Source organism: Pseudoalteromonas sp. SaAl2 (assembly GCF_052947895.1).
The window spans coordinates 3,781,515-3,800,599 of record NZ_CM129605.1; the positions used below are offsets into that span (position 1 = coordinate 3,781,515).

At 42.2% G+C, this 19,085-nt stretch carries 25 protein-coding genes and 1 pseudogene; 22 read left to right on the top strand and 4 right to left on the bottom strand.

The window, feature by feature from the left end:
• Positions 1–76 precede the first annotated feature (76 nt).
• The 4 genes from rpsL (at position 77) to tuf (ending at position 4,408) form a co-directional block, all read left to right on the top strand.
• Entirely contained in the window at positions 77–451 is a 375-nt protein-coding gene (gene rpsL / locus ACU8V8_RS17840) for a 30S ribosomal protein S12 (RefSeq protein ID WP_002958885.1), read from the top strand.
• 97 nt (positions 452–548) lie between these two features.
• Entirely contained in the window at positions 549–1,019 is a 471-nt protein-coding gene (rpsG, locus tag ACU8V8_RS17845) for a 30S ribosomal protein S7 (protein ID WP_004588211.1), read from the top strand.
• A 27-nt stretch (positions 1,020–1,046) separates the two neighbouring features.
• Positions 1,047–3,155: an elongation factor G gene (gene fusA, locus ACU8V8_RS17850; protein WP_099295629.1), complete on the top strand. Its 2,109-nt coding sequence runs from the start codon at positions 1,047–1,049 to the stop codon at positions 3,153–3,155.
• 68 nt (positions 3,156–3,223) lie between these two features.
• Entirely contained in the window at positions 3,224–4,408 is a 1,185-nt protein-coding gene (gene tuf, locus ACU8V8_RS17855; RefSeq protein ID WP_446888279.1) for an elongation factor Tu, read from the top strand.
• A gap of 457 nt (positions 4,409–4,865) precedes the next feature.
• Here tuf and ACU8V8_RS17860 read toward each other — a convergent pair whose 3' ends face one another.
• The 4 genes from ACU8V8_RS17860 to ACU8V8_RS17875 form a co-directional block, all read right to left on the bottom strand.
• Positions 4,866–5,543: a TorF family putative porin gene (locus ACU8V8_RS17860; protein ID WP_446888394.1), complete on the bottom strand. Its 678-nt coding sequence runs from the start codon at positions 5,541–5,543 to the stop codon at positions 4,866–4,868.
• A 292-nt stretch (positions 5,544–5,835) separates the two neighbouring features.
• Positions 5,836–6,999, bottom strand: a complete 1,164-nt coding sequence (locus tag ACU8V8_RS17865; protein ID WP_446888395.1) for a hypothetical protein — start codon at positions 6,997–6,999, stop codon at positions 5,836–5,838.
• Between the two features lie 145 nt (positions 7,000–7,144).
• Positions 7,145–7,345, bottom strand: coding sequence for a helix-turn-helix transcriptional regulator (locus ACU8V8_RS17870; RefSeq protein ID WP_446888396.1), 201 nt, complete (start codon positions 7,343–7,345; stop codon positions 7,145–7,147).
• Between the two features lie 8 nt (positions 7,346–7,353).
• Positions 7,354–7,776 (bottom strand): hypothetical protein, encoded by a 423-nt coding sequence (locus ACU8V8_RS17875; protein ID WP_446888397.1) that lies wholly within the window; start codon positions 7,774–7,776, stop codon positions 7,354–7,356.
• Positions 7,777–8,013: 237 nt separating this feature from the next.
• Here ACU8V8_RS17875 and ACU8V8_RS17880 point away from each other — a divergent pair, with 237 nt between their 5' ends.
• The 18 genes and pseudogenes from ACU8V8_RS17880 (at position 8,014) to rplQ (ending at position 18,710) form a co-directional block, all read left to right on the top strand.
• Entirely contained in the window at positions 8,014–9,951 is a 1,938-nt protein-coding gene (locus tag ACU8V8_RS17880) for an AsmA family protein (RefSeq protein WP_446888398.1), read from the top strand.
• A 280-nt stretch (positions 9,952–10,231) separates the two neighbouring features.
• Positions 10,232–10,600 (top strand): 50S ribosomal protein L14, encoded by a 369-nt coding sequence (gene rplN, locus ACU8V8_RS17885; protein WP_011329449.1) that lies wholly within the window; start codon positions 10,232–10,234, stop codon positions 10,598–10,600.
• A gap of 10 nt (positions 10,601–10,610) precedes the next feature.
• On the top strand, positions 10,611–10,925 hold the full coding sequence (rplX, locus tag ACU8V8_RS17890) for a 50S ribosomal protein L24 (protein WP_087532491.1): 315 nt from the start codon (positions 10,611–10,613) through the stop codon (positions 10,923–10,925).
• Positions 10,926–10,941: 16 nt separating this feature from the next.
• Positions 10,942–11,481 (top strand): 50S ribosomal protein L5, encoded by a 540-nt coding sequence (gene rplE, locus ACU8V8_RS17895; RefSeq protein WP_036974030.1) that lies wholly within the window; start codon positions 10,942–10,944, stop codon positions 11,479–11,481.
• A 10-nt stretch (positions 11,482–11,491) separates the two neighbouring features.
• The gene (rpsN, locus tag ACU8V8_RS17900) at positions 11,492–11,797 is read left to right on the top strand and encodes a 30S ribosomal protein S14 (protein ID WP_016710196.1); all 306 of its coding nucleotides are present in this window, start codon (positions 11,492–11,494) and stop codon (positions 11,795–11,797) included.
• 21 nt (positions 11,798–11,818) lie between these two features.
• Positions 11,819–12,211 carry a 30S ribosomal protein S8 gene (gene rpsH, locus ACU8V8_RS17905; protein ID WP_087532490.1) on the top strand — a complete coding sequence of 131 codons (393 nt, stop codon included), beginning with the start codon at positions 11,819–11,821 and terminating at the stop codon, positions 12,209–12,211.
• Between the two features lie 13 nt (positions 12,212–12,224).
• On the top strand, positions 12,225–12,758 hold the full coding sequence (rplF, locus tag ACU8V8_RS17910) for a 50S ribosomal protein L6 (RefSeq protein ID WP_446888399.1): 534 nt from the start codon (positions 12,225–12,227) through the stop codon (positions 12,756–12,758).
• 17 nt (positions 12,759–12,775) lie between these two features.
• Positions 12,776–13,117 (top strand): annotated as a pseudogene (gene rplR / locus ACU8V8_RS17915) (50S ribosomal protein L18); the annotation flags it as partial.
• A 9-nt stretch (positions 13,118–13,126) separates the two neighbouring features.
• A complete protein-coding gene (rpsE, locus tag ACU8V8_RS17920; protein ID WP_008115387.1) occupies positions 13,127–13,633 on the top strand; it encodes a 30S ribosomal protein S5 in 507 nt (168 codons plus the stop codon).
• Between the two features lie 3 nt (positions 13,634–13,636).
• The gene (rpmD, locus tag ACU8V8_RS17925; protein ID WP_004589203.1) at positions 13,637–13,819 is read left to right on the top strand and encodes a 50S ribosomal protein L30; all 183 of its coding nucleotides are present in this window, start codon (positions 13,637–13,639) and stop codon (positions 13,817–13,819) included.
• A gap of 5 nt (positions 13,820–13,824) precedes the next feature.
• On the top strand, positions 13,825–14,259 hold the full coding sequence (gene rplO / locus ACU8V8_RS17930) for a 50S ribosomal protein L15 (RefSeq protein ID WP_016710202.1): 435 nt from the start codon (positions 13,825–13,827) through the stop codon (positions 14,257–14,259).
• A gap of 10 nt (positions 14,260–14,269) precedes the next feature.
• Positions 14,270–15,598: a preprotein translocase subunit SecY gene (secY, locus tag ACU8V8_RS17935; protein WP_087532487.1), complete on the top strand. Its 1,329-nt coding sequence runs from the start codon at positions 14,270–14,272 to the stop codon at positions 15,596–15,598.
• Positions 15,599–15,620: 22 nt separating this feature from the next.
• Positions 15,621–15,734, top strand: coding sequence for a 50S ribosomal protein L36 (gene rpmJ, locus ACU8V8_RS17940; protein WP_002959476.1), 114 nt, complete (start codon positions 15,621–15,623; stop codon positions 15,732–15,734).
• A 126-nt stretch (positions 15,735–15,860) separates the two neighbouring features.
• Positions 15,861–16,217: a 30S ribosomal protein S13 gene (rpsM, locus tag ACU8V8_RS17945; protein WP_058562133.1), complete on the top strand. Its 357-nt coding sequence runs from the start codon at positions 15,861–15,863 to the stop codon at positions 16,215–16,217.
• A 12-nt stretch (positions 16,218–16,229) separates the two neighbouring features.
• Complete coding sequence (rpsK, locus tag ACU8V8_RS17950; RefSeq protein ID WP_002959471.1) at positions 16,230–16,616, top strand: 30S ribosomal protein S11; 387 nt, start codon at positions 16,230–16,232, stop codon at positions 16,614–16,616.
• A gap of 21 nt (positions 16,617–16,637) precedes the next feature.
• A complete protein-coding gene (rpsD, locus tag ACU8V8_RS17955) occupies positions 16,638–17,258 on the top strand; it encodes a 30S ribosomal protein S4 (protein WP_016710205.1) in 621 nt (206 codons plus the stop codon).
• Between the two features lie 24 nt (positions 17,259–17,282).
• Positions 17,283–18,269 carry a DNA-directed RNA polymerase subunit alpha gene (locus tag ACU8V8_RS17960; protein WP_087532485.1) on the top strand — a complete coding sequence of 329 codons (987 nt, stop codon included), beginning with the start codon at positions 17,283–17,285 and terminating at the stop codon, positions 18,267–18,269.
• Positions 18,270–18,308: 39 nt separating this feature from the next.
• Positions 18,309–18,710: a 50S ribosomal protein L17 gene (gene rplQ, locus ACU8V8_RS17965; RefSeq protein ID WP_446888400.1), complete on the top strand. Its 402-nt coding sequence runs from the start codon at positions 18,309–18,311 to the stop codon at positions 18,708–18,710.
• Positions 18,711–19,085 lie beyond the last annotated feature (375 nt).

The window sequence follows — 19,085 nt, forward strand, 5'->3', positions numbered from 1 at the left end:
GTTTGTAACGAGCTTGTAAAAAGGGCGGATTTTTTTATTTTTTTCAGTAGTAATTTTAATTTCAGGAGCTATTTAAATGGCAACTATTAACCAGCTAGTGCGTAAGCCACGTCGTAGCAAGGTTACTAAAAGTAACTCAGCTGCGCTTAAAGCGTGTCCGCAAAAGCGTGGTGTATGTACTCGCGTATATACAACTACACCTAAGAAACCAAACTCGGCGTTACGTAAAGTAGCTCGTGTACGTTTAACTAACGGTTTCGAAGTAACATCATACATCGGTGGTGAAGGTCATAACCTTCAAGAGCACAGTGTAATCCTAATCCGTGGTGGTCGTGTTAAAGATTTACCAGGTGTGCGTTTCCACACTGTACGTGGTGCACTTGACTGTGCAGGCGTAAGCGACCGTCGTCAAGCTCGTTCTAAATACGGTGCAAAACGCCCTAAGGGCTAATTGTATTCCGTTAGTAAGGCCAAGCACTAAATATTATTAATTATTGTTTTGGGTTATTGTCTCGAAAGAGCAAACCTGAATAAACCGGAGATACAAAATGCCTAGAAGACGCGTAATAGGTCAACGTAAAATTCTTCCAGATCCTAAGTTCGGATCGGAACTTCTTGCAAAATTCGTTAACATCGTAATGTTAGACGGCAAGAAATCTACTGCTGAAAAAATCGTTTACGGTGCGCTAGATGTGGCTGCTGAGAAATCAGGCAAATCGCACCTTGAAATCTTTGAGTCTGCACTTGATAACATCCGTCCACAGGTAGAGGTTAAATCTCGCCGTGTTGGTGGTTCAACTTATCAAGTACCAGTTGAAGTACGTCCAGTACGTCGCAACGCATTAGGTATGCGTTGGTTAGTAGACGCTGCACGTAAGCGTGGCGAAAAATCTATGGGCTTACGTTTAGCTCAAGAAATCGTTGACGCTGCTGACAACAAAGGCACTGCGGTTAAGAAACGTGAAGACGTTCACCGTATGGCTGAAGCGAATAAAGCATTCGCTCATTACCGTTGGTAATCTGCCCTTAACCTTTAAGAGGATCATATGGCACGTACAACTCCACTTGAGCGCTATCGTAATATCGGTATTGTTGCTCACGTAGATGCAGGCAAAACCACCACAACAGAACGTGTTCTGTTCTACACGGGTCTTTCTCATAAGATCGGTGAAGTACATGATGGCGCCGCAACTATGGATTGGATGGAGCAGGAACAAGAGCGTGGTATCACAATCACTTCTGCTGCAACAACGTGTTTCTGGAAAGGGATGGACGCGCAATTTGACGACCATCGTATCAATATCATTGATACTCCAGGACACGTAGATTTCACTATCGAAGTAGAACGTTCTTTACGTGTACTTGATGGTGCGGTAGTTGTTCTTTGTGCTTCATCAGGTGTACAGCCGCAAACTGAGACAGTTTGGCGTCAAGCGAACAAATACGAAGTTCCGAGAATGATCTTCGTAAATAAAATGGATCGCACGGGCGCTGACTTCTTAACGGTTGTTAGCCAGGTGAAATCTCGTCTTGGAGCAACGCCTGTTCCAATTCAGTTGCCTGTTGGCGCTGAAGACGACTTTAAAGGTGTAATTGACCTTATAAAAATGAAAGTAATAAACTGGAATTCTGAAGACCAGGGCATGACTTTCTCTTATGAGGCAATTCCGGCAGAACTTCAAGAGCTCGCTGAAGAATGGCACTCTCACTTAGTTGAAAGTGCTGCTGAAGCCTCTGAAGAACTAATGGATAAATATTTGGAAGGTGAAGACCTGAGCGAAGCTGAAATTAAAGCAGCTTTGCGTCAGCGTACATTAGCGAACGAAATCGTCCCAATGACTTGTGGTAGTGCATTTAAAAATAAAGGCGTTCAAGCTGTGCTTGATGGCGTTATTGAATATATGCCTGCACCAACACAAGTGAAACAAATTCAAGGTATTCTTGAAGATGGTACTGAGGAAGAACGTCCAGCTGATGACAACGCACCGTTTGCTGCACTTGCTTTTAAGATTGCAACAGACCCGTTCGTTGGTACTTTAACCTTTTTCCGTGTTTACTCTGGTACTGTTAAACAGGGTGATGCGGTTTACAACCCAGTAAAAAGTAAGCGTGAGCGCCTTGGTCGTATCGTTCAGATGCATTCAAACTCACGTGAAGAGATCAAAGAAGTCCACGCAGGCGATATCGCGGCGGCTATTGGTCTTAAAGACGTAACAACAGGTGAAACACTGTGTGATCCGAATTCTAAAATTACGCTTGAGCGTATGGAATTCCCAGAACCAGTAATCTCTGTTGCGGTTGAGCCTCGCACAATCGCTGACCAGGACAAGATGGCTATCGCACTAGGTAAACTAGCGGCTGAAGATCCATCTTTCCGCGTACAAACTGATGATGAGTCAGGCCAGACTATAATTTCTGGTATGGGTGAACTTCACCTCGATATCATTGTCGACCGTATGAAACGTGAATTCAGTGTTGAATGTAACGTTGGTAAGCCGCAGGTTTCTTACCGTGAAGCTATTCGTGATACCGTTAAGGTAGAAGGAAAGTTCGTGCGTCAATCAGGTGGTCGTGGTCAATATGGTCACGTCTGGCTTAAACTTGAACCGATGGATATTTCGGATGATGAAGCCCCAATTTACGAGTTCGTTAACGAAACCGTAGGTGGCTCAGTTCCTAAAGAATACATCCCTGCGGTAGATAAAGGCATCCAAGAGCAAATGGCTCAAGGTGTGCTGGCAGGCTACCCATTACTTGGCGTGAAAGCGACTTTATATGATGGTTCATTCCATGATGTTGATTCGAATGAAATGGCATTTAAAATAGCAGGTTCTTTGGCAATGAAGCAGGGCGCACTTGATGCAAACCCTGTACTCTTAGAGCCAATGATGAAGGTTGAAGTACTCACTCCTGAAGCAAACATGGGTGATGTAGTTGGCGACTTAAACCGTCGTCGCGGCATGATCGAAGGCATGGAAGAAGCGCTAGGTGGACTTAAACAAGTTAACGCTTTAGTACCGCTCTCTGAAATGTTTGGTTATGCAACTGATCTGCGATCTGCAACACAAGGCCGTGCCTCATACTCTATGGAGTTTTTGAAGTACGCTGAAGCCGCAAAAAATGTTGCAGATAAAATAATTGCAGCTCGCACTTAAGTAATTTTTAGCTTGGTTTGGCTCAATAACGAGCTTAACCTTTAATTTCTTTATAGGAATTTTTTAAGATGGCAAAAGAAAAGTTTGAACGCGTAAAACCGCATGTAAACGTTGGTACAATCGGCCACGTTGACCACGGTAAAACTACCCTAACTGCAGCAATCACTAACGTACTTGCAAAAGTATACGGTGGTGTAGCTAAAGACTTCGCATCAATCGATAACGCTCCAGAAGAGCGCGAGCGTGGTATCACAATCTCAACTTCACACGTTGAGTACGATACGCCTACTCGTCACTACGCACACGTAGACTGTCCTGGACACGCCGATTATGTTAAAAACATGATCACTGGTGCTGCTCAAATGGACGGCGCTATCCTAGTTGTTGCTGCAACTGACGGCCCTATGCCACAAACTCGTGAGCACATCCTACTTTCTCGTCAGGTTGGCGTTCCTTACATCATCGTATTCATGAACAAATGTGACATGGTTGATGACGAAGAGTTACTTGAGCTAGTAGAAATGGAAGTTCGTGAACTTCTTTCTGAATATGACTTCCCAGGTGATGACTTACCACTAATTCAAGGTTCAGCTCTTAAAGCACTTGAAGGTGAGAAAGAGTGGGAAGACAAGATCGTTGAGCTTGCAGAAGCACTAGATTCTTACATCCCAGAGCCAGAGCGTGACATCGATAAGCCATTCATCATGCCTATCGAAGACGTTTTCTCAATCCAAGGCCGTGGTACAGTTGTAACTGGTCGTGTTGAAGCTGGTATCATCAACGTGAATGACGAAGTTGAAATCGTTGGTATCAAAGAGACTACTAAGTCTACTTGTACTGGTGTTGAGATGTTCCGTAAGCTTCTTGACGAAGGTCGTGCAGGTGAGAACATTGGTGCACTTCTACGTGGTACTAAGCGTGAAGACGTTGAACGTGGTCAAGTACTAGCTAAGCCTGGTTCAATCAAGCCACACACTACTTTCACTTCAGAAGTATATGTACTTTCGAAAGATGAAGGTGGTCGTCATACTCCATTCTTCAAAGGTTACCGTCCACAGTTCTACTTCCGTACAACTGACGTAACAGGTGACGTACAGTTACCAGATGGCGTAGAAATGGTAATGCCTGGTGATAACGTTAAGATGACTGTGACTCTAATCGCGCCAATCGCGATGGATGAAGGTCTTCGTTTCGCTATCCGTGAAGGTGGCCGTACTGTAGGTGCTGGTGTTGTAGCAACTATCGTTGAGTAATCAACAGTTGTAATGCATTAAGCATTAAAAAACCCGAGCTTAGTCTCGGGTTTTTTAATGCCAGTAGAAAGTTAGCGAGTTTACGAGAGTAAAGTTTGCGAGTTGCTCGGTGTGAATTCAAACGCCGTAGCTTGGGTTGAGTTTTACGAAACCCGAGAATTGGGTATGTAGTTAGCGAGTTTGCGAGAGTAAAGTTGGCGAGCTGTTCGGTGTGAGTTTAAACGCCGTAGCTTGGGTTGAGTTTGACGAAACCCGAGAATTGGATATCCAGTTAGAGCAAACTCATTTCGGTGGTCGGTTTTAATGCCTGTAGAAAAGTTAGTGAGTTTGCAAGAGTAAAGTTGGCAAGCTGCTCGGTGTGAGTTTAAACGTCGTAGCTTGGGTTGAGTTGAACGAAATCCGAAAACAAGAAAAGGGCCATGAGGCCCTTAGTGTTGCAGCAAGTAACACATTCTTTTTATAAGCTAAAGTCTACCGCGTAAGCGACGTAAGCTTTGATATCACTATCATCCATATCTGTATCTGAAAGGCCAAAAGTGAAACCATCTTTAGAGATTGAAATACCATAATCAATAATGTCATCGTCACCAATAAAATCACCAGAATAATGACCTAGGTGTAACGCCATTTCAGTGCCGTTACTACCAACTGCAAAGCCATAGTCTGCTGTTAGGTATAAAGAGTCACCAAAGTCTGTACCATCACCGCTCGCAGCTGAGCTTGCCAATACAGAAGCACCAAAACTGAAGCCACCCATGCTGATGCTACCGTAAATTTCAGAAAAGTCGGCATCAGCACTAGATGCAGCATCAGGGTAGGCGTAATAAATGAAACCTACATCGTAGCTCATATTTTCATTTATATCACCGCCAAAACCTGCGTATAAATCAAGCTCATAGGTCATTTCATCAGCCCATGATGCATTTGAAGCCCAAGTACCAGCATAGAAGCCTGACTCGCTTGCGTAATCGATGCCACCAGACACAGCTGCATCACCACCGGTTTGTTCTTGTCCACGCCATAAGTAATTTGATGTCGCAGCTGCATTAGCTGTTACTTCAGCAAGTGCGGCAGTAGATGTAAGGCCCATTAATACAAGTGCACTTAATGCAACTGATTTTTTTAGATTTAGCATGTTTCGTATCCTGTTGTTATGTTGATTTTGGTTCACAATTATTAATGAGATTGCAGTCTCTGAGATTGTGATGCCCATTTATTGTTGTCTAACAAAAGTAATTGCACTGCTTATGCCAAGTTAAATTTAATATTTAATATTTATGCATTTATTTCTAAAAAACAGATAGATAAGTTTATCAATAGGGGAGGCGTGAAACTATTTGGATTAATAATGTGCACTTTAATAGTGCGTAAATATAGAAGGCTGCACAAGGATCATGCAGCCCTACATTCGTTAATTACTTGATACTTTAGCCGAATATAGTGCGCATAAGGCTAATAGTTTCATTAACGCCACGACCTTTTTGCACTTCGCTGATGATAGAGTCTCGCTTGGCTCGAATATGCTCAGGTATTTCATCGCTAGAAAGCGCTCGGTCAACTAAAATCTCAGCAGACTCTTTACCACGGCGTACTGCTTTAGTCGAAGTGGAAGCGCTGCGTTTAGGTTTATTTAGTAGCTTAATGTAATTTGAACTATCAGCTGTAGATTTATCTGCATAATAAAATAAGCAAGGCAGTAAAGCTTTAATAGATACAAGCTGTTGTTCTAGCTCATTGCTGCCCGTAGCCATCTTAAACCATGACATAGCATGTATAGTTTGGACTATATCTTGCCAATAGCGTTCAAAGTCACGGTTATTCAGCTTTGTAATACCAAGTGCTGAGCAAAGCGCATCTAGTCGGGTATTATTAATTGGCGTGAAAATATCAGGGCGTCGCATAGCTAATAGGCGAGTAGCGGGGGCTAATGTTGGTTTTTCATCACTGCCATTAAATGCAAGTAAATATCCAATAACAAATTGTTGATAGTTAGCTTCACTAACTTCGCCTTCAAGCGGTATATTTACCAGTGCGTCATCAAATAGCCCAGGTAAATCAGCCATCATCTGATGAAAGCCTTTCGCGCTTTTAGTTGATGAGAACCACTCAACATCAAAGTTATAAGTGCTTGGATCTAATGCTGCGGAGTGTTTACCGCAAAAGGTGAGTAAATCCTCTGGAATCATTTCTTTTAACGGTTGCTCGCGTAGGCTTGCAATATAATTTGTTAATCGCAACTGTTCGTCTAAAGCGATAAGTTCCTTATGCTGCTCTACAAACATACTAACAACAGGCCATGGGGCAACACGTAATGTTTTCAATTGTAAAAAGCTAATTGCGGTTATTAATTGATCATGTAGTTTTTTTAAAATGGGTAATTGATTCGCTTCGAGTAAATCGTAGTTGATACGATCTTTACTAGCGCTAAGTAATTCGTAGCACCAACCTAAAAAGTCTTCAGGGTGATTTTCTATTTTAACCGCCATCAGGTTTAGACTGATTTCAGAAGCCTGTTTTAAAATATTTTGATAAATTTGACTTTCTTGTTCGCCTAACGCCATTTTTGAAGGTGAAATTAGCAATTTTTTCATGCCTGAGGATACTCCGCTTAGATACTTTTTCAGTTGTCTATTTTAGCGCAAATTAGCTAAAAGCGACAGGGCCGTGCATCATACCGAAGTATGCTGGGGATGCAATCAAGATAACGGTGAAAGTATCGAGATTACATCATTTTATTTAGTCAGTTTCATCAAGTGAAAATAGCCGCTCAACCGAGGTGTTAAAGTGCTGCGCTATCTTCAATGCAATGATCACTGACGGCGTAAAGCGTGATGTTTCGATTGTGCTAATGGTTTTACGAGACACACTAATCGCATCAGCGAGTTCTTGTTGCGACAGTCCTGCAGCTTTGCGAAATTCAGCTATATGGTTGTGCACATTAACTCCTAATCACGGCTCTGCCAAAGCAATGAAGCGCCATATCCCAAAAGCATGATCCCTATGTAGAATACTGCCATAGTTGCATGCGAAACCTCACTAGCTATTGCATCGCCTTTATGAAAAATGCCAAGAAGGCAAAAAACAAGTGCAAAAATTGAATGTTTATATGCACTAGTATCGATAGTATTTAGGTACTCATCTTTATAAGCGTATTGAAAATACATTTTTAACGGGAAGCCCCCTTTAATGAGGTAAATAACCACTATAACTCCATAAAAAAAAACCATTCCAACAATTAATAACCCTTCGTTATCTTGCTTTATTAGTGAGTAAACACTGAGAAGTAACAAAACCATGCTTGTGCTTATACTAAGCCATATATTCTGACTCATAAATTGTTCTTCGGTTTTAATATCTTGTTGTTTCATAATATCCATCCTGTGAAAGTTTTAATTTGTGTCTTTGTAACCTACAGGTATCAATGTAACCTAAGGGTATCAGCGGGTCAATTGTTTTTTGTAACCTAAAGGTATCAAAATGTTTCAGGGTGAATTTATATTGCAGGTGTAACTGCGAGGAAATGGCTTTTTTATAGCTATAGCAATGATTTTAATGCTAACTCCCGCTATGATAAGAGTATTATTTGCACATTTGAAAGGACCATCATGAAAACCTTATTTAAAGTTATTGGTGTTATACTGTTACTGCTTGTTGCTTTAATCGTTGCCGCGCCGTTTTTAATCCCTACCGATGCAATCTTTAATAAAGTATCAGAACAAGTTGAGCAAACAACTGGGCGGAGTTTAACTATTCAGGGTGATAAGTCACTCTCAGTGTTTCCTTCATTAAAGCTTGAGCTTAATGATGTACATTTTGCGAATATGCAAACAGGTTCACGTCCTGATATGGCTAGCATGCAACAGTTAGCAATTCATATTCCATGGTTTTCATTATTTGGTGGTGAATTTAAACTTGAAAAGTTCGTCATTAATGAACCAAATATTCTGTTAGAGACAGATAAAAGCGGTAAAGCAAACTGGCAGCTTTTTGATGCCGTAGCAAAGCAGCCTGAAGCTTCACCTCAAAATAGTGAGGCTGTAAAACTACCTGATAGTTTTGATATAGAGCTAGGTGAAGTGGCTATTTATGGTGGGTCCTTCACGTACTTAGATGGTAAAACGGGTGCCCAGCAACAGATAAGCGATCTTGATCTAGCAATCTTATTACCTTCATTACGCAAGGAGCTTGAAATAAAAGGTGCTATTACATATATGCAAGAGCGTTTTGAGCTTGATGTAAAAGTAGATACACCAGCTAAAGCAATAGAAGGTAATACCTTTAATGTGACAAAGGCTTTATCGTCGCGTCTGGTAGATGTCGACTTTAAAGGTTCGATTGCTAAACAAGGTCAAGATATTCAAGGTCAACTATCACTTAGTGGCGATTCAGTTAAAAATATTGCGAACTGGCAAGGCATAGAACTAAATGCAAAAGAGAATGCGTTCAATGCTTTTAATGTGAAAGGTAAAATGCGCTTGCAGGGTGAAAAGTTCACATTAACTGAGTTGCTAGCTACACTTGATGCATTACAAATCAAAGGTAGTAGTAATATCAATCTAGGTCAGCGTTTAACTGTTAATGCAGATATCGATTTAGGTATGCTTGATCTAAATCCTTACTTACCAGAAGCGGTAGCGCAAGCAGATACACCTAAACCTAAAAGTGATGACCCAGCACAACCAATTGTCTGGGATGACACAAAAATGGATTTAAGCGGCTTAAATGCCCTTGATGCAAATATTGTTATTCGCTCGAGCGGTTTAAAAGCAAATGAGATCAAGCTCGGTGCAAACCAATTTACAGTCAATCTTAAAAATGCAGTAGCGAATCTAACTCTTGATAAATTTGCTGCTTATGAAGGTAATGGTAAAGGTAAGGTGACGATAAATGCACAACAAACCCCTTATAAAATCGCCACCAACTTTGCTTTAGATGCAATCGATGCGCAACCTCTGCTAACCGATGTAGCAGGCTTTGATAAGTTAATGGGGAAGGGATCACTAAATTGGGATTTAACCACAAGTGGCGATAGCCAAAAAAGCTTCATCAGTGCATTACAAGGAAAGCTAGCGTTTGAATTTGCAGATGGCGCGGTCAAAGGTGCAAACATTGCTGAGATGGTTCGTAAAGGTAAAGAGTTGATAAAAGGAAATATTGGAGCAGTATCTGAAGGACTTGATACTGGTTTTGATAATTCTGAGCAAACAGATTTCTCAGCCTTAACAGGTAGCTTTAATTTTAGTAACGGGATTGGTAAAAACACGGACTTATCTATGTTAAGCCCATTAATTAGAATTAGTGGTGAAGGTGATGTTGATTTACCAATGACCACTGTTAATTATCGGTTAGTGACAGGGATTGTAGATTCACTTGAAGGGCAAGGCACAACAGATGATAGTACTGGTTTTAAAATCCCTATTAGAATCGAAGGCCCTTTTCATGATGTTGGTATCAGTCTAGATGTGAGTAAAGCAGCTGAAGACGAAGTGAAAGAAAAAGCAAAAGATAAAATTAAAGATAAATTAAAAGGCTTGTTTGGTTAATACAGCAATAATAAGTCGAATAAAAATCAATCAGGGTATAATTATGCTCTGATTGATTTATAAGCAGCTGTTAAACAGCAAATTATTATCTAGCGTTAAATTAACGAGCACTAGAATTATAAATTAATTAAAAAATAACCTACCACTACCCCCTCAATGCTGATACAATTGCCCGCCCTTAAGAGACAACTTAGTTGTTTTTTTGTGGGTATTTAATCTAAATGTCTTGATTTTAAACGATTTAAGGCAAGTTGTAATAACTACACCGGAGGTCATTAACATGATCCAAATGCAAACTCAGCTGGAAGTTGCTGATAACAGCGGCGCTCGCAAAGTGCAGTGTATTAAAGTCTTAGGCGGTTCGCACCGTCGTTATGCAGCGATTGGTGACATCATTAAAGTTTCTGTAAAAGAAGCGATTCCTCGCGGTAAAGTGAAGAAAGGTGATGTTAAAAACGCGGTAGTTGTGCGTACTAAGAAAGGCGTTCGTCGTCCTGACGGTTCTTTGATCCGTTTCGACAGCAATGCGGCTGTTATCTTAAATGATAACTTGCAGCCAATTGGTACACGTATTTTCGGCCCTGTGACTCGTGAGCTTCGTAATGACAAGTTCATGAAAATCGTTTCACTAGCCCCAGAAGTACTGTAAGGAGTCAATCATGGCAGCAAAAATCCGTCGTGATGACGAAGTAATCGTTCTAGCAGGTAAAGACAAAGGTAAGCGCGGCAAAGTGCTTTCAGTTGTTACCGAGTCTGGTCGAGTATTTGTCGAAGGCATAAACTTAATCAAGAAACACCAAAAGCCGGTTCCACAATTGAACCAAGCTGGCGGCATTGTTGAAAAAGAAGCGTCTATCGACGTATCAAACGTTGCGATCTTCAACTCGGAAACGAGTAAAGCAGATCGTGTAGGTTTCAAGATTGAAGATGGTAAGAAATTACGTATCTTTAAATCTACTGGTAAAACTATCTAATAGTTGGAGTAGAATGATGGCGAAACTGCATGAAGTATATAAAGACAAAGTAGTTGCTGAACTTCAAGAGAAGTTTGGTTTCAGCTCTGTCATGCAAGTCCCTCAGATCGAAAAGATCACATTAAATATGGGCGTGGGCGAAGCCCTAGCTGACAAGAAAATTTTAGATAACGCTGTTGCGGATCTAGAAGCTATCTCTGGTCAGAAACCTTTAATCACTAAAGCACGCAAATCTGTTGCTGGCTTTAAAGTGCGTGAAGGCTACCCAATTGGCTGTAAAGTAACCTTACGCGGCGAGCGTATGTGGGACTTTTTTGAGCGTTTGGTTTCAATCGCTATCCCACGTATCCGTGACTTCCGTGGTGTAAGTGCTAAGTCTTTCGATGGACGTGGTAACTACAGCATGGGCGTACGTGAACAAATCATCTTCCCAGAAATTGATTATGATAAAGTAGACCGTGTACGCGGTATGGATATCACAATCACTACATCTGCGAAAACAGATGAGGAAGGCCGTGCGTTGTTAGAAGCGTTTAACTTCCCATTCAAGAAATAAGGGTAGGGTTATGGCAAAGAATTCTATGAAAGCGCGCGAAGCAAAGCGCACAAAATTAGTTGCTCAGTACGCTGAAAAGCGCGCAGCACTAAAAGCTATCATCAGCGATGTGAAAACATCTGACGATGATCGTTGGGACGCGGTACTTAAGCTACAAGCTTTACCACGTGATTCTAGCCCTGCACGTCAACGTAATCGTTGTAACATTACGGGCCGCCCACATGGTTACCTTCGCAAATTCGGCATGAGCCGTATTAAAGTTCGCGAAGCAGCTATGCGCGGTGAAATTCCTGGCCTTAAAAAGGCTAGCTGGTAATAGAATCACGGGAGTAAGACTATGAGCTTGCAAGATCCTATCGCGGATTTGTTCACACGTATCCGTAACGGTCAATCAGCGAAGAAAGTATCTGTAACGATGCCAACTTCAAAGCTGAAAGTAGCGGTAGCTAAAGTATTAAAAGACGAAGGTTACATCACTGATTTCGCAGTAAACGGCGATGTTAAACCTGAGCTTTCTATCGAGTTGAAATACTTCGAAGGCAAAGCTGTTATTGAAAACATCCAGCGTGTTAGCCGCCCTGGTCTACGTATCTATAAGAGACGTGACGAATTACCGAAGGTAATGGGTGGTCTAGGTATCGCTATCGTATCAACTTCTAAAGGCCTAATGACAGACCGCGCCGCACGTAGTGCTGGTGTTGGTGGTGAAATCATTGGTTTTGTAGCTTAATCGGAGGGGAACTATGTCTCGCATAGCAAAGGCACCAATAAACGTTCCTGCCGGTGTAGAAGTTACATTAAAAGGCCAGGAAATCACAGTTAAAGGCAAAAACGGTGAATTAACACGTACTATCAACAACGCTGTTGAAGTACAAGTTAACGACAACGTTATTACAACTTTACCTCGTGAAGGCGTAGCCAATGCATGGGCACAAGCAGGTACTGCTCGCGCTCTTATCAACAACATGGTTGTTGGTACGCATACAGGTTACGAGAAGAAACTTCAGTTAGTAGGCGTTGGTTATCGTGCTGCAGCTAAGGGTAAAACATTAGATTTAACTCTTGGTTTCTCGCACCCAGTTAATTTCGCAGTTCCTGAAGGAATTACGATTGAAACTCCAAGCCAAACAGAAGTTCTAGTTAAGGGCGTAGACAAGCAGTTAGTTGGTCAAACAGCTGCTAACATTCGTGCATACCGTAAACCAGAGCCTTATAAAGGTAAAGGTGTTCGTTACGCAGATGAGAATGTACGCCGTAAAGAGGCTAAGAAGAAGTAAGGTAAGACGATGGATAAAAAACAGCTCGTCTACGTCGTGCTAAACGCACTCGTAGAAATTATATTGAACAAGGCACAACGCGTCTTGTTATCCACCGCACGCCACGTCACATTTACGCTCAAGTAGTTAATGCTGAGGGTAGTGTACTGGCTGCTGCTTCTACTGTTGAGAAAGCTATTAGCGAAACAGTTAAAGGCACAGGCAACATTGCAGCTGCACAAGCAGTTGGTAAATTTGTTGCAGAACGTGCGGCTGACAAAGGCATCGAAAAGATTGCTTTTGATCGCAGTGGCTTTAAATATCACGGCCGTGTGAAGGCGCTAGCAGATGCTGCGCGTGAAGCCGGTTTGCAATTCTAGGAGTAGACAATGGCTAACGTAGAAGCAAAGCAACAACAGCCTGATTTAGCTGAAAAGCTAATCGCGGTAAACCGTGTGTCTAAAGTAGTTAAAGGTGGTCGTATCTTTAGCTTCACTGCACTAACAGTAGTTGGTGACGGCGCAGGTAAAGTAGGTTTCGGTTATGGTAAAGCACGTGAAGTTCCAGCTGCTATTCAAAAAGCAATGGAAAAAGCACGTCGTAACATGATCAACGTAGACCTAAATGGCAACACATTACAGCACCCTGTTAAAGGGCGTCATGCTGGCTCACAAGTGTTCATGAAACCAGCATCTGAAGGTACTGGTATCATTGCAGGTGGCGCTATGCGTGCAGTACTTGAAGTGACTGGTGTGCAGAACGTACTTTCTAAATGTTACGGTTCTACTAACCCGATCAACGTTGTACGTGCAACGATCTCAGCTCTTGAGAATATGAATTCTCCTCAGTCGATCGCTGCTAAACGTGGTCTTCGAGTAGATGAGATTCTGGGGTAAACCATGGCTAATAAAACTGTAAAAGTAACACAAGTAAAGAGCTCTATCGGTCGTTTACCGAAGCATAAAGCTACATTACGCGGTCTTGGTTTACGTCGTATCAATCACACTGTTGAGTTAGAAGACACAGCATGTGTACGTGGTATGATCAACCGAGTTTCATACATGGTTAAGGTTGAGGGGTAATTCGAATGCATTTGAATACACTTTCTCCTGCTGCAGGATCAAAATCTGCTGGTAAACGTGTTGGTCGTGGTATCGGTTCTGGTCTTGGTAAGACTGGTGGCCGTGGTCACAAAGGTCAAAAATCACGTTCTGGCGGTAAAGTACGCGTTGGTTTTGAAGGCGGTCAAATGCCTATGCAACGTCGTCTACCTAAGTTCGGTTTCACTTCTCGCAAATCTTTAGTATCTGCAGAAATTAACCTATACGAAATCGCTAAAGTTGAAGGCGATGTGGTAGACCTAGGTACGTTACAAGCAGCTGGTCTAGTTAAAAAGAACGTTCAGTTCGTTAAAGTTGTTAAATCTGGCGAAGTTTCACGCGCAGTTACCGTTAAAGGCCTTAAGGCTTCTAAAGGTGCTCGCGAGGCTATCGAAGCTGCCGGAGGCAAGGTAGAAGACTAAGGAAGTACTAATGGCTAAACCAGGTCAAGATATGCAAAGTGCACAAGGTGGACTTTCGGAATTGAAACGTCGATTACTATTCGTATTGGGCGCTATCATTATTTACCGTCTAGGTTCATTTGTGCCGATCCCTGGGATTGACGCCGCTGTACTTGCCGATTTCTTCGAGCAACAAAAGGGCACCATTGTTGAAATGTTTAACATGTTCAGCGGTGGTGCACTTGAGCGAGCTTCAGTGTTAGCACTGGGTATTATGCCTTACATTACAGCTTCGATTATTACGCAACTATTAACGCATATGTATCCGCCGTTTATAGAGCTTAAGAAAGAAGGTGAACAAGGGCGTAAGAAAATTAGCCAGTACACACGCTATGGCACGCTTTTGCTTGCTACTATCCAATCAATCGGTATTGCCACAAGCTTACCGGGCATGATGGACGGGTTAGTTGTTAACCCAGGTTTAGGTTTCTATTTCACCGCTGTGGTGAGTTTAGTAACCGGTACTATGTTCCTTATGTGGTTGGGCGAGCAAATTACAGAGCGCGGTATCGGTAACGGTATCTCGGTTCTAATATTTGTTGGTATAGTAGCAAACTTGCCGTCTGCTATTGGTTCGACAGCCGAAATGGCGCGCCAAGGTGATCTGAATATTCTAGTACTGTTGATGGTTGCTGTAATTGTATTCGCTGTAACTTATCTCGTTGTATTCTTTGAACGTGGTCAACGACGTATCGTTGTGAACTACGCAAAGCGTCAGCAAGGTCGTCAAGTATTTGCTGCTCAAAGCACGCATTTACCACTAAAAGTTAACATGGCGGGTGTTATTCCACCAATCTTTGCTAGCAGTATTATTCTGTTCCCTGGTACTATTGCCAGCTGGTTCGGCCAGGGTGAAGGTCCGGTCGCTGATGTGCTACAAGCCATTGCTACAACGTTGACTCCAGGTCAACCTTTGTATGCATTAGTTTTAGCTGCGGCTATAATCTTCTTCTGCTTTTTCTATACAGCGTTGGTGTTTAACCCGCGTGAAACAGCAGATAACCTGAAAAAATCTGGCGCATTTATCCCAGGTATTCGTCCAGGTGAGCAGACATCGAAATACATTGATAAAGTGATGACACGCCTGACATTGGCAGGTGCTTTGTATATAACCTTTATCTGTCTGGTGCCCGAATTCATGACCATGGCATGGCAAACGCCATTCTACTTCGGCGGTACATCAATTTTGATTATCGTTGTTGTGATCATGGACTTTATGGCACAAGTACAGACTCATATGATGTCACATCAATATGATTCTGTGCTGAAAAAAGCGAACCTTAAAGGCTACGGTCGATAAGGTCAGTTTACGGAGTTGAGCAATGAAAGTACGTGCTTCCGTTAAGAAAATATGCCGTAACTGTAAAGTTATTAAACGTGCCGGTGTTGTACGTGTAATTTGCAGTGAGCCAAAGCATAAGCAAAGGCAAGGCTAATTAAATAAGTCGTGCAGGCTGAGATCTCTTGGCCTGTGTTTTCAATTGTGATTTGGTCTTCGTTTGAGTATCCTTACGGGCTCTTCAAACAGATGATAACCAAATTCAAATATAGGAGATGTGTTAGTGGCCCGTATCGCTGGCATTAACGTCCCTGATCATAAACATGCAGTTATTGGTTTAACAGCTATTTATGGCATAGGTAAGACTCGCTCTAAGGCTATCTTAGTAGCGACTGGTATCGCCGAGACCACAAAAATCGGTGAACTTTCAGACGAAACACTTGACGTACTTCGTGAAGAAGTTGGCAAGTACACTGTAGAAGGTGATCTTCGTCGTGAAGTTACTTTGAATATCAAGCGCCTTATGGACCTTGGTTGTTTCCGTGGCCTACGTCACCGTCGCTCTTTACCACTACGTGGTCAAAGAACCAAGACTAACGCGCGTACCCGTAAGGGTCCTCGTAAGCCTATTAAGCGATAAGGGGATAGTATTATGGCTAAGACACCAATTCGTCGTAAAAAGGTTAAAAAGCAAGTTGCTGATGGTATGGCTCATGTTCATGCTTCTTTCAACAACACTATTGTTACAATTACCGACCGTCAAGGTAATGCACTATCATGGGCTACTGCCGGTGGTTCAGGTTTCCGTGGTTCACGTAAATCTACACCATTCGCTGCTCAGGTTGCTGCAGAGCGTGCAGGTACTGCTGCTCAAGAATACGGTTTAAAAAATCTAGAAGTTTTCATCAAAGGTCCAGGTCCAGGTCGTGAATCTGCTGTACGTGCTTTGAATGCTGCTGGTTACCGTATCACCAACATCACTGACGTGACGCCAATACCACATAATGGTTGTCGTCCACCGAAGAAACGTCGCGTTTAACAATAGGTTAGGAGAAATAACATGGCAAGATATTTGGGCCCTAAGCTCAAGCTGAGTCGTCGTGAAGGTACTGACCTGTTCCTTAAGAGCGGCGTAAGAGCTATCGACTCTAAGTGTAAACTTGAGACTGCACCTGGTCAGCACGGCGCTCGTAAAGGTCGCTTATCTGATTACGGTTTACAATTACGTGAAAAGCAAAAAGTACGTCGTATCTACGGTGTATTAGAAAAGCAATTCCGTAACTACTACAAAGAAGCTGCTCGCCTTAAAGGCAACACAGGTGAAAACTTGTTACAGCTTTTAGAGCAACGTTTAGACAATGTTGTATACCGCATGGGTTTTGCAAGCACACGTGCAGAAGCACGTCAGTTAGTAAGCCATAAAGCGGTTTTAGTTAATGGTCGTGTTGTGAACATTCCTTCATTCGTAATTACTCCAGAAGATGTAGTAGTTATTCGTGAAAAGTCTAAGACACAAGCGCGTATCATCGCTGCTCTAGAACTAGCCGAGCAACGTGAAAAGCCGACTTGGGTTGAAGTTGACGGTAAGAAAATGGAAGGTAATTTCAAACGCCTACCTGAGCGTTCAGACCTGTCTGCGGACATTAATGAACAACTAATCGTCGAACTTTACTCTAAGTAAAGTTAAGAGTTAAGAGAGGATAAAATGCAGGGTTCTGTTACAGAATTTCTAAAACCAAGGTTAGTCGATATCGACGCTATCAACCCAACACGTTCTAAAGTTGTTTTAGAACCATTAGAACGTGGCTTTGGCCACACGTTGGGAAATGCCTTACGCCGTATACTTCTTTCGTCTATGCCTGGATGTGCAGTAACCGAAGTTGAAATCGACGGTGTATTGCATGAATACAGCGCGAAAGAAGGCGTACAAGAAGACATCATTGAAATTCTGTTAAATCTTAAAGGTCTAGCAGTAACTTTAGAAGGTAAAGATGAAGTTTTTCTGACCCTGACTAAGTCTGGTGTAGGCCCTGTGACTGCGGCAGATATTCAGCACGATGGCGATGTAACAATTGCTAACCCAGATCACGTTATTTGTCATTTAACGACAGATAGCAGCGATATCAGCATGCGTATTCGTGTTGAACGCGGTCGTGGTTATGTGCCGGCGTCTAGCCGTTTATCCTCTGATGACGATGAGCGTCCAATTGGCCGATTGTTGCTTGATGCATCATTTAGCCCAGTTGAACGTATTGCGTACTCGGTTGAATCAGCACGTGTTGAACAACGTACAGACTTAGACAAGTTAATCATTGATATGGAAACAAACGGCACTTTAGATCCTGAAGAAGCGATCCGCCGTGCGTCTACTATCTTAGCTGAACAATTAGATGCATTCGTAGATTTACGTGATGTAACTGAACCAGAAGAGAAAGAAGAGAAGCCTGAATTCGATCCTATTCTACTTCGTCCAGTTGATGATCTTGAACTAACAGTACGTTCTGCAAACTGTTTGAAAGCCGAGCAAATTCAATATATCGGTGATTTAGTTCAGCGCACAGAAGTGGAGCTTCTTAAAACGCCTAATTTAGGTAAGAAGTCTCTAACTGAAATTAAAGACGTGCTAGCTTCACGTGGTCTTTCTCTAGGCATGCGCCTAGAAAATTGGCCGCCTGCAAGCCTAGCTGAATAATCTAAATCACTATATTAGTTTAGTTAGAAGGATAGGGTCATGCGCCATCGTAAGAGTGGTCGTCAATTAAACCGTAACAGCAGCCATCGCAAAGCGATGTTCAGCAATATGGCGGGTTCTTTGGTGAAACACGAAATCATCAAAACTACTTTGCCTAAAGCGAAAGAGTTACGCCGTGTAATTGAACCTTTAATCACACTGGCTAAGACTGACAGTGTAGCAAATCGCCGTTTAGCGTTTGCTCGCACGCGTGATAATGAAGTAGTTGGTAAATTGTTCAGCGAAATCGGTCCTCGTAATGCGGATCGTCCAGGTGGTTACACTCGTATTCTTAAGTGTGGCTTCCGTGCTGGTGATAATGCACCAATGGCTTATATTGAACTAGTAGGTCGCACAACTGCAACCGAAGAAGTTCAAGAAGACGCGCAGTCTGCTGAGTAAGTCTTAAAGACACCAAAAAGCCGAGCTTATGCTCGGCTTTTTAATGCCTATAATTTCATTCCTAATCTACTTCATCTATTCTCTATTTATCTTTAATGTATCTTCTTGGCATATAATTATTGATAAACCTATTTCTGAGCAAATATCTTCCTCGATAAAACAACCTACCATTTACTTAATCTATAAGATCCCAGTGTTGATCTTACTGAATTAAGATCGTGTATTAAGCTTTATTAATTAAATTTCTAGTTTAAAGCACTATAAATAGACTTTATTACCCTAGATTAGCTCTGTTTTCATACGTTTCGTTCAAATACTCAGCTAACAGTACTTTATTTTGAGTTTTCTTCAAAAAAGGGTTGATCTGTTTTCGGA

What these genes read in the sequence shown, in the direction of transcription:
- rpsL (WP_002958885.1), top strand. Translation starts at nt 77, where the DNA reads ATGGCAACTATTAACCAGCTAGTGCGTAAGCCACGTCGTAGCAAGGTT.
- rpsG (WP_004588211.1), top strand. Translation starts at nt 549, where the DNA reads ATGCCTAGAAGACGCGTAATAGGTCAACGTAAAATTCTTCCAGATCCT.
- fusA (WP_099295629.1), top strand. Translation starts at nt 1,047, where the DNA reads ATGGCACGTACAACTCCACTTGAGCGCTATCGTAATATCGGTATTGTT.
- tuf (WP_446888279.1), top strand. Translation starts at nt 3,224, where the DNA reads ATGGCAAAAGAAAAGTTTGAACGCGTAAAACCGCATGTAAACGTTGGT.
- ACU8V8_RS17860 (WP_446888394.1), bottom strand. Translation starts at nt 5,543, where the DNA reads ATGCTAAATCTAAAAAAATCAGTTGCATTAAGTGCACTTGTATTAATG.
- ACU8V8_RS17865 (WP_446888395.1), bottom strand. Translation starts at nt 6,999, where the DNA reads ATGAAAAAATTGCTAATTTCACCTTCAAAAATGGCGTTAGGCGAACAA.
- ACU8V8_RS17875 (WP_446888397.1), bottom strand. Translation starts at nt 7,776, where the DNA reads ATGAAACAACAAGATATTAAAACCGAAGAACAATTTATGAGTCAGAAT.
- ACU8V8_RS17880 (WP_446888398.1), top strand. Translation starts at nt 8,014, where the DNA reads ATGAAAACCTTATTTAAAGTTATTGGTGTTATACTGTTACTGCTTGTT.
- rplN (WP_011329449.1), top strand. Translation starts at nt 10,232, where the DNA reads ATGATCCAAATGCAAACTCAGCTGGAAGTTGCTGATAACAGCGGCGCT.
- rplX (WP_087532491.1), top strand. Translation starts at nt 10,611, where the DNA reads ATGGCAGCAAAAATCCGTCGTGATGACGAAGTAATCGTTCTAGCAGGT.
- rplE (WP_036974030.1), top strand. Translation starts at nt 10,942, where the DNA reads ATGGCGAAACTGCATGAAGTATATAAAGACAAAGTAGTTGCTGAACTT.
- rpsN (WP_016710196.1), top strand. Translation starts at nt 11,492, where the DNA reads ATGGCAAAGAATTCTATGAAAGCGCGCGAAGCAAAGCGCACAAAATTA.
- rpsH (WP_087532490.1), top strand. Translation starts at nt 11,819, where the DNA reads ATGAGCTTGCAAGATCCTATCGCGGATTTGTTCACACGTATCCGTAAC.
- rplF (WP_446888399.1), top strand. Translation starts at nt 12,225, where the DNA reads ATGTCTCGCATAGCAAAGGCACCAATAAACGTTCCTGCCGGTGTAGAA.
- rpsE (WP_008115387.1), top strand. Translation starts at nt 13,127, where the DNA reads ATGGCTAACGTAGAAGCAAAGCAACAACAGCCTGATTTAGCTGAAAAG.
- rpmD (WP_004589203.1), top strand. Translation starts at nt 13,637, where the DNA reads ATGGCTAATAAAACTGTAAAAGTAACACAAGTAAAGAGCTCTATCGGT.
- rplO (WP_016710202.1), top strand. Translation starts at nt 13,825, where the DNA reads ATGCATTTGAATACACTTTCTCCTGCTGCAGGATCAAAATCTGCTGGT.
- secY (WP_087532487.1), top strand. Translation starts at nt 14,270, where the DNA reads ATGGCTAAACCAGGTCAAGATATGCAAAGTGCACAAGGTGGACTTTCG.
- rpmJ (WP_002959476.1), top strand. Translation starts at nt 15,621, where the DNA reads ATGAAAGTACGTGCTTCCGTTAAGAAAATATGCCGTAACTGTAAAGTT.
- rpsK (WP_002959471.1), top strand. Translation starts at nt 16,230, where the DNA reads ATGGCTAAGACACCAATTCGTCGTAAAAAGGTTAAAAAGCAAGTTGCT.
- rpsD (WP_016710205.1), top strand. Translation starts at nt 16,638, where the DNA reads ATGGCAAGATATTTGGGCCCTAAGCTCAAGCTGAGTCGTCGTGAAGGT.
- ACU8V8_RS17960 (WP_087532485.1), top strand. Translation starts at nt 17,283, where the DNA reads ATGCAGGGTTCTGTTACAGAATTTCTAAAACCAAGGTTAGTCGATATC.
- rplQ (WP_446888400.1), top strand. Translation starts at nt 18,309, where the DNA reads ATGCGCCATCGTAAGAGTGGTCGTCAATTAAACCGTAACAGCAGCCAT.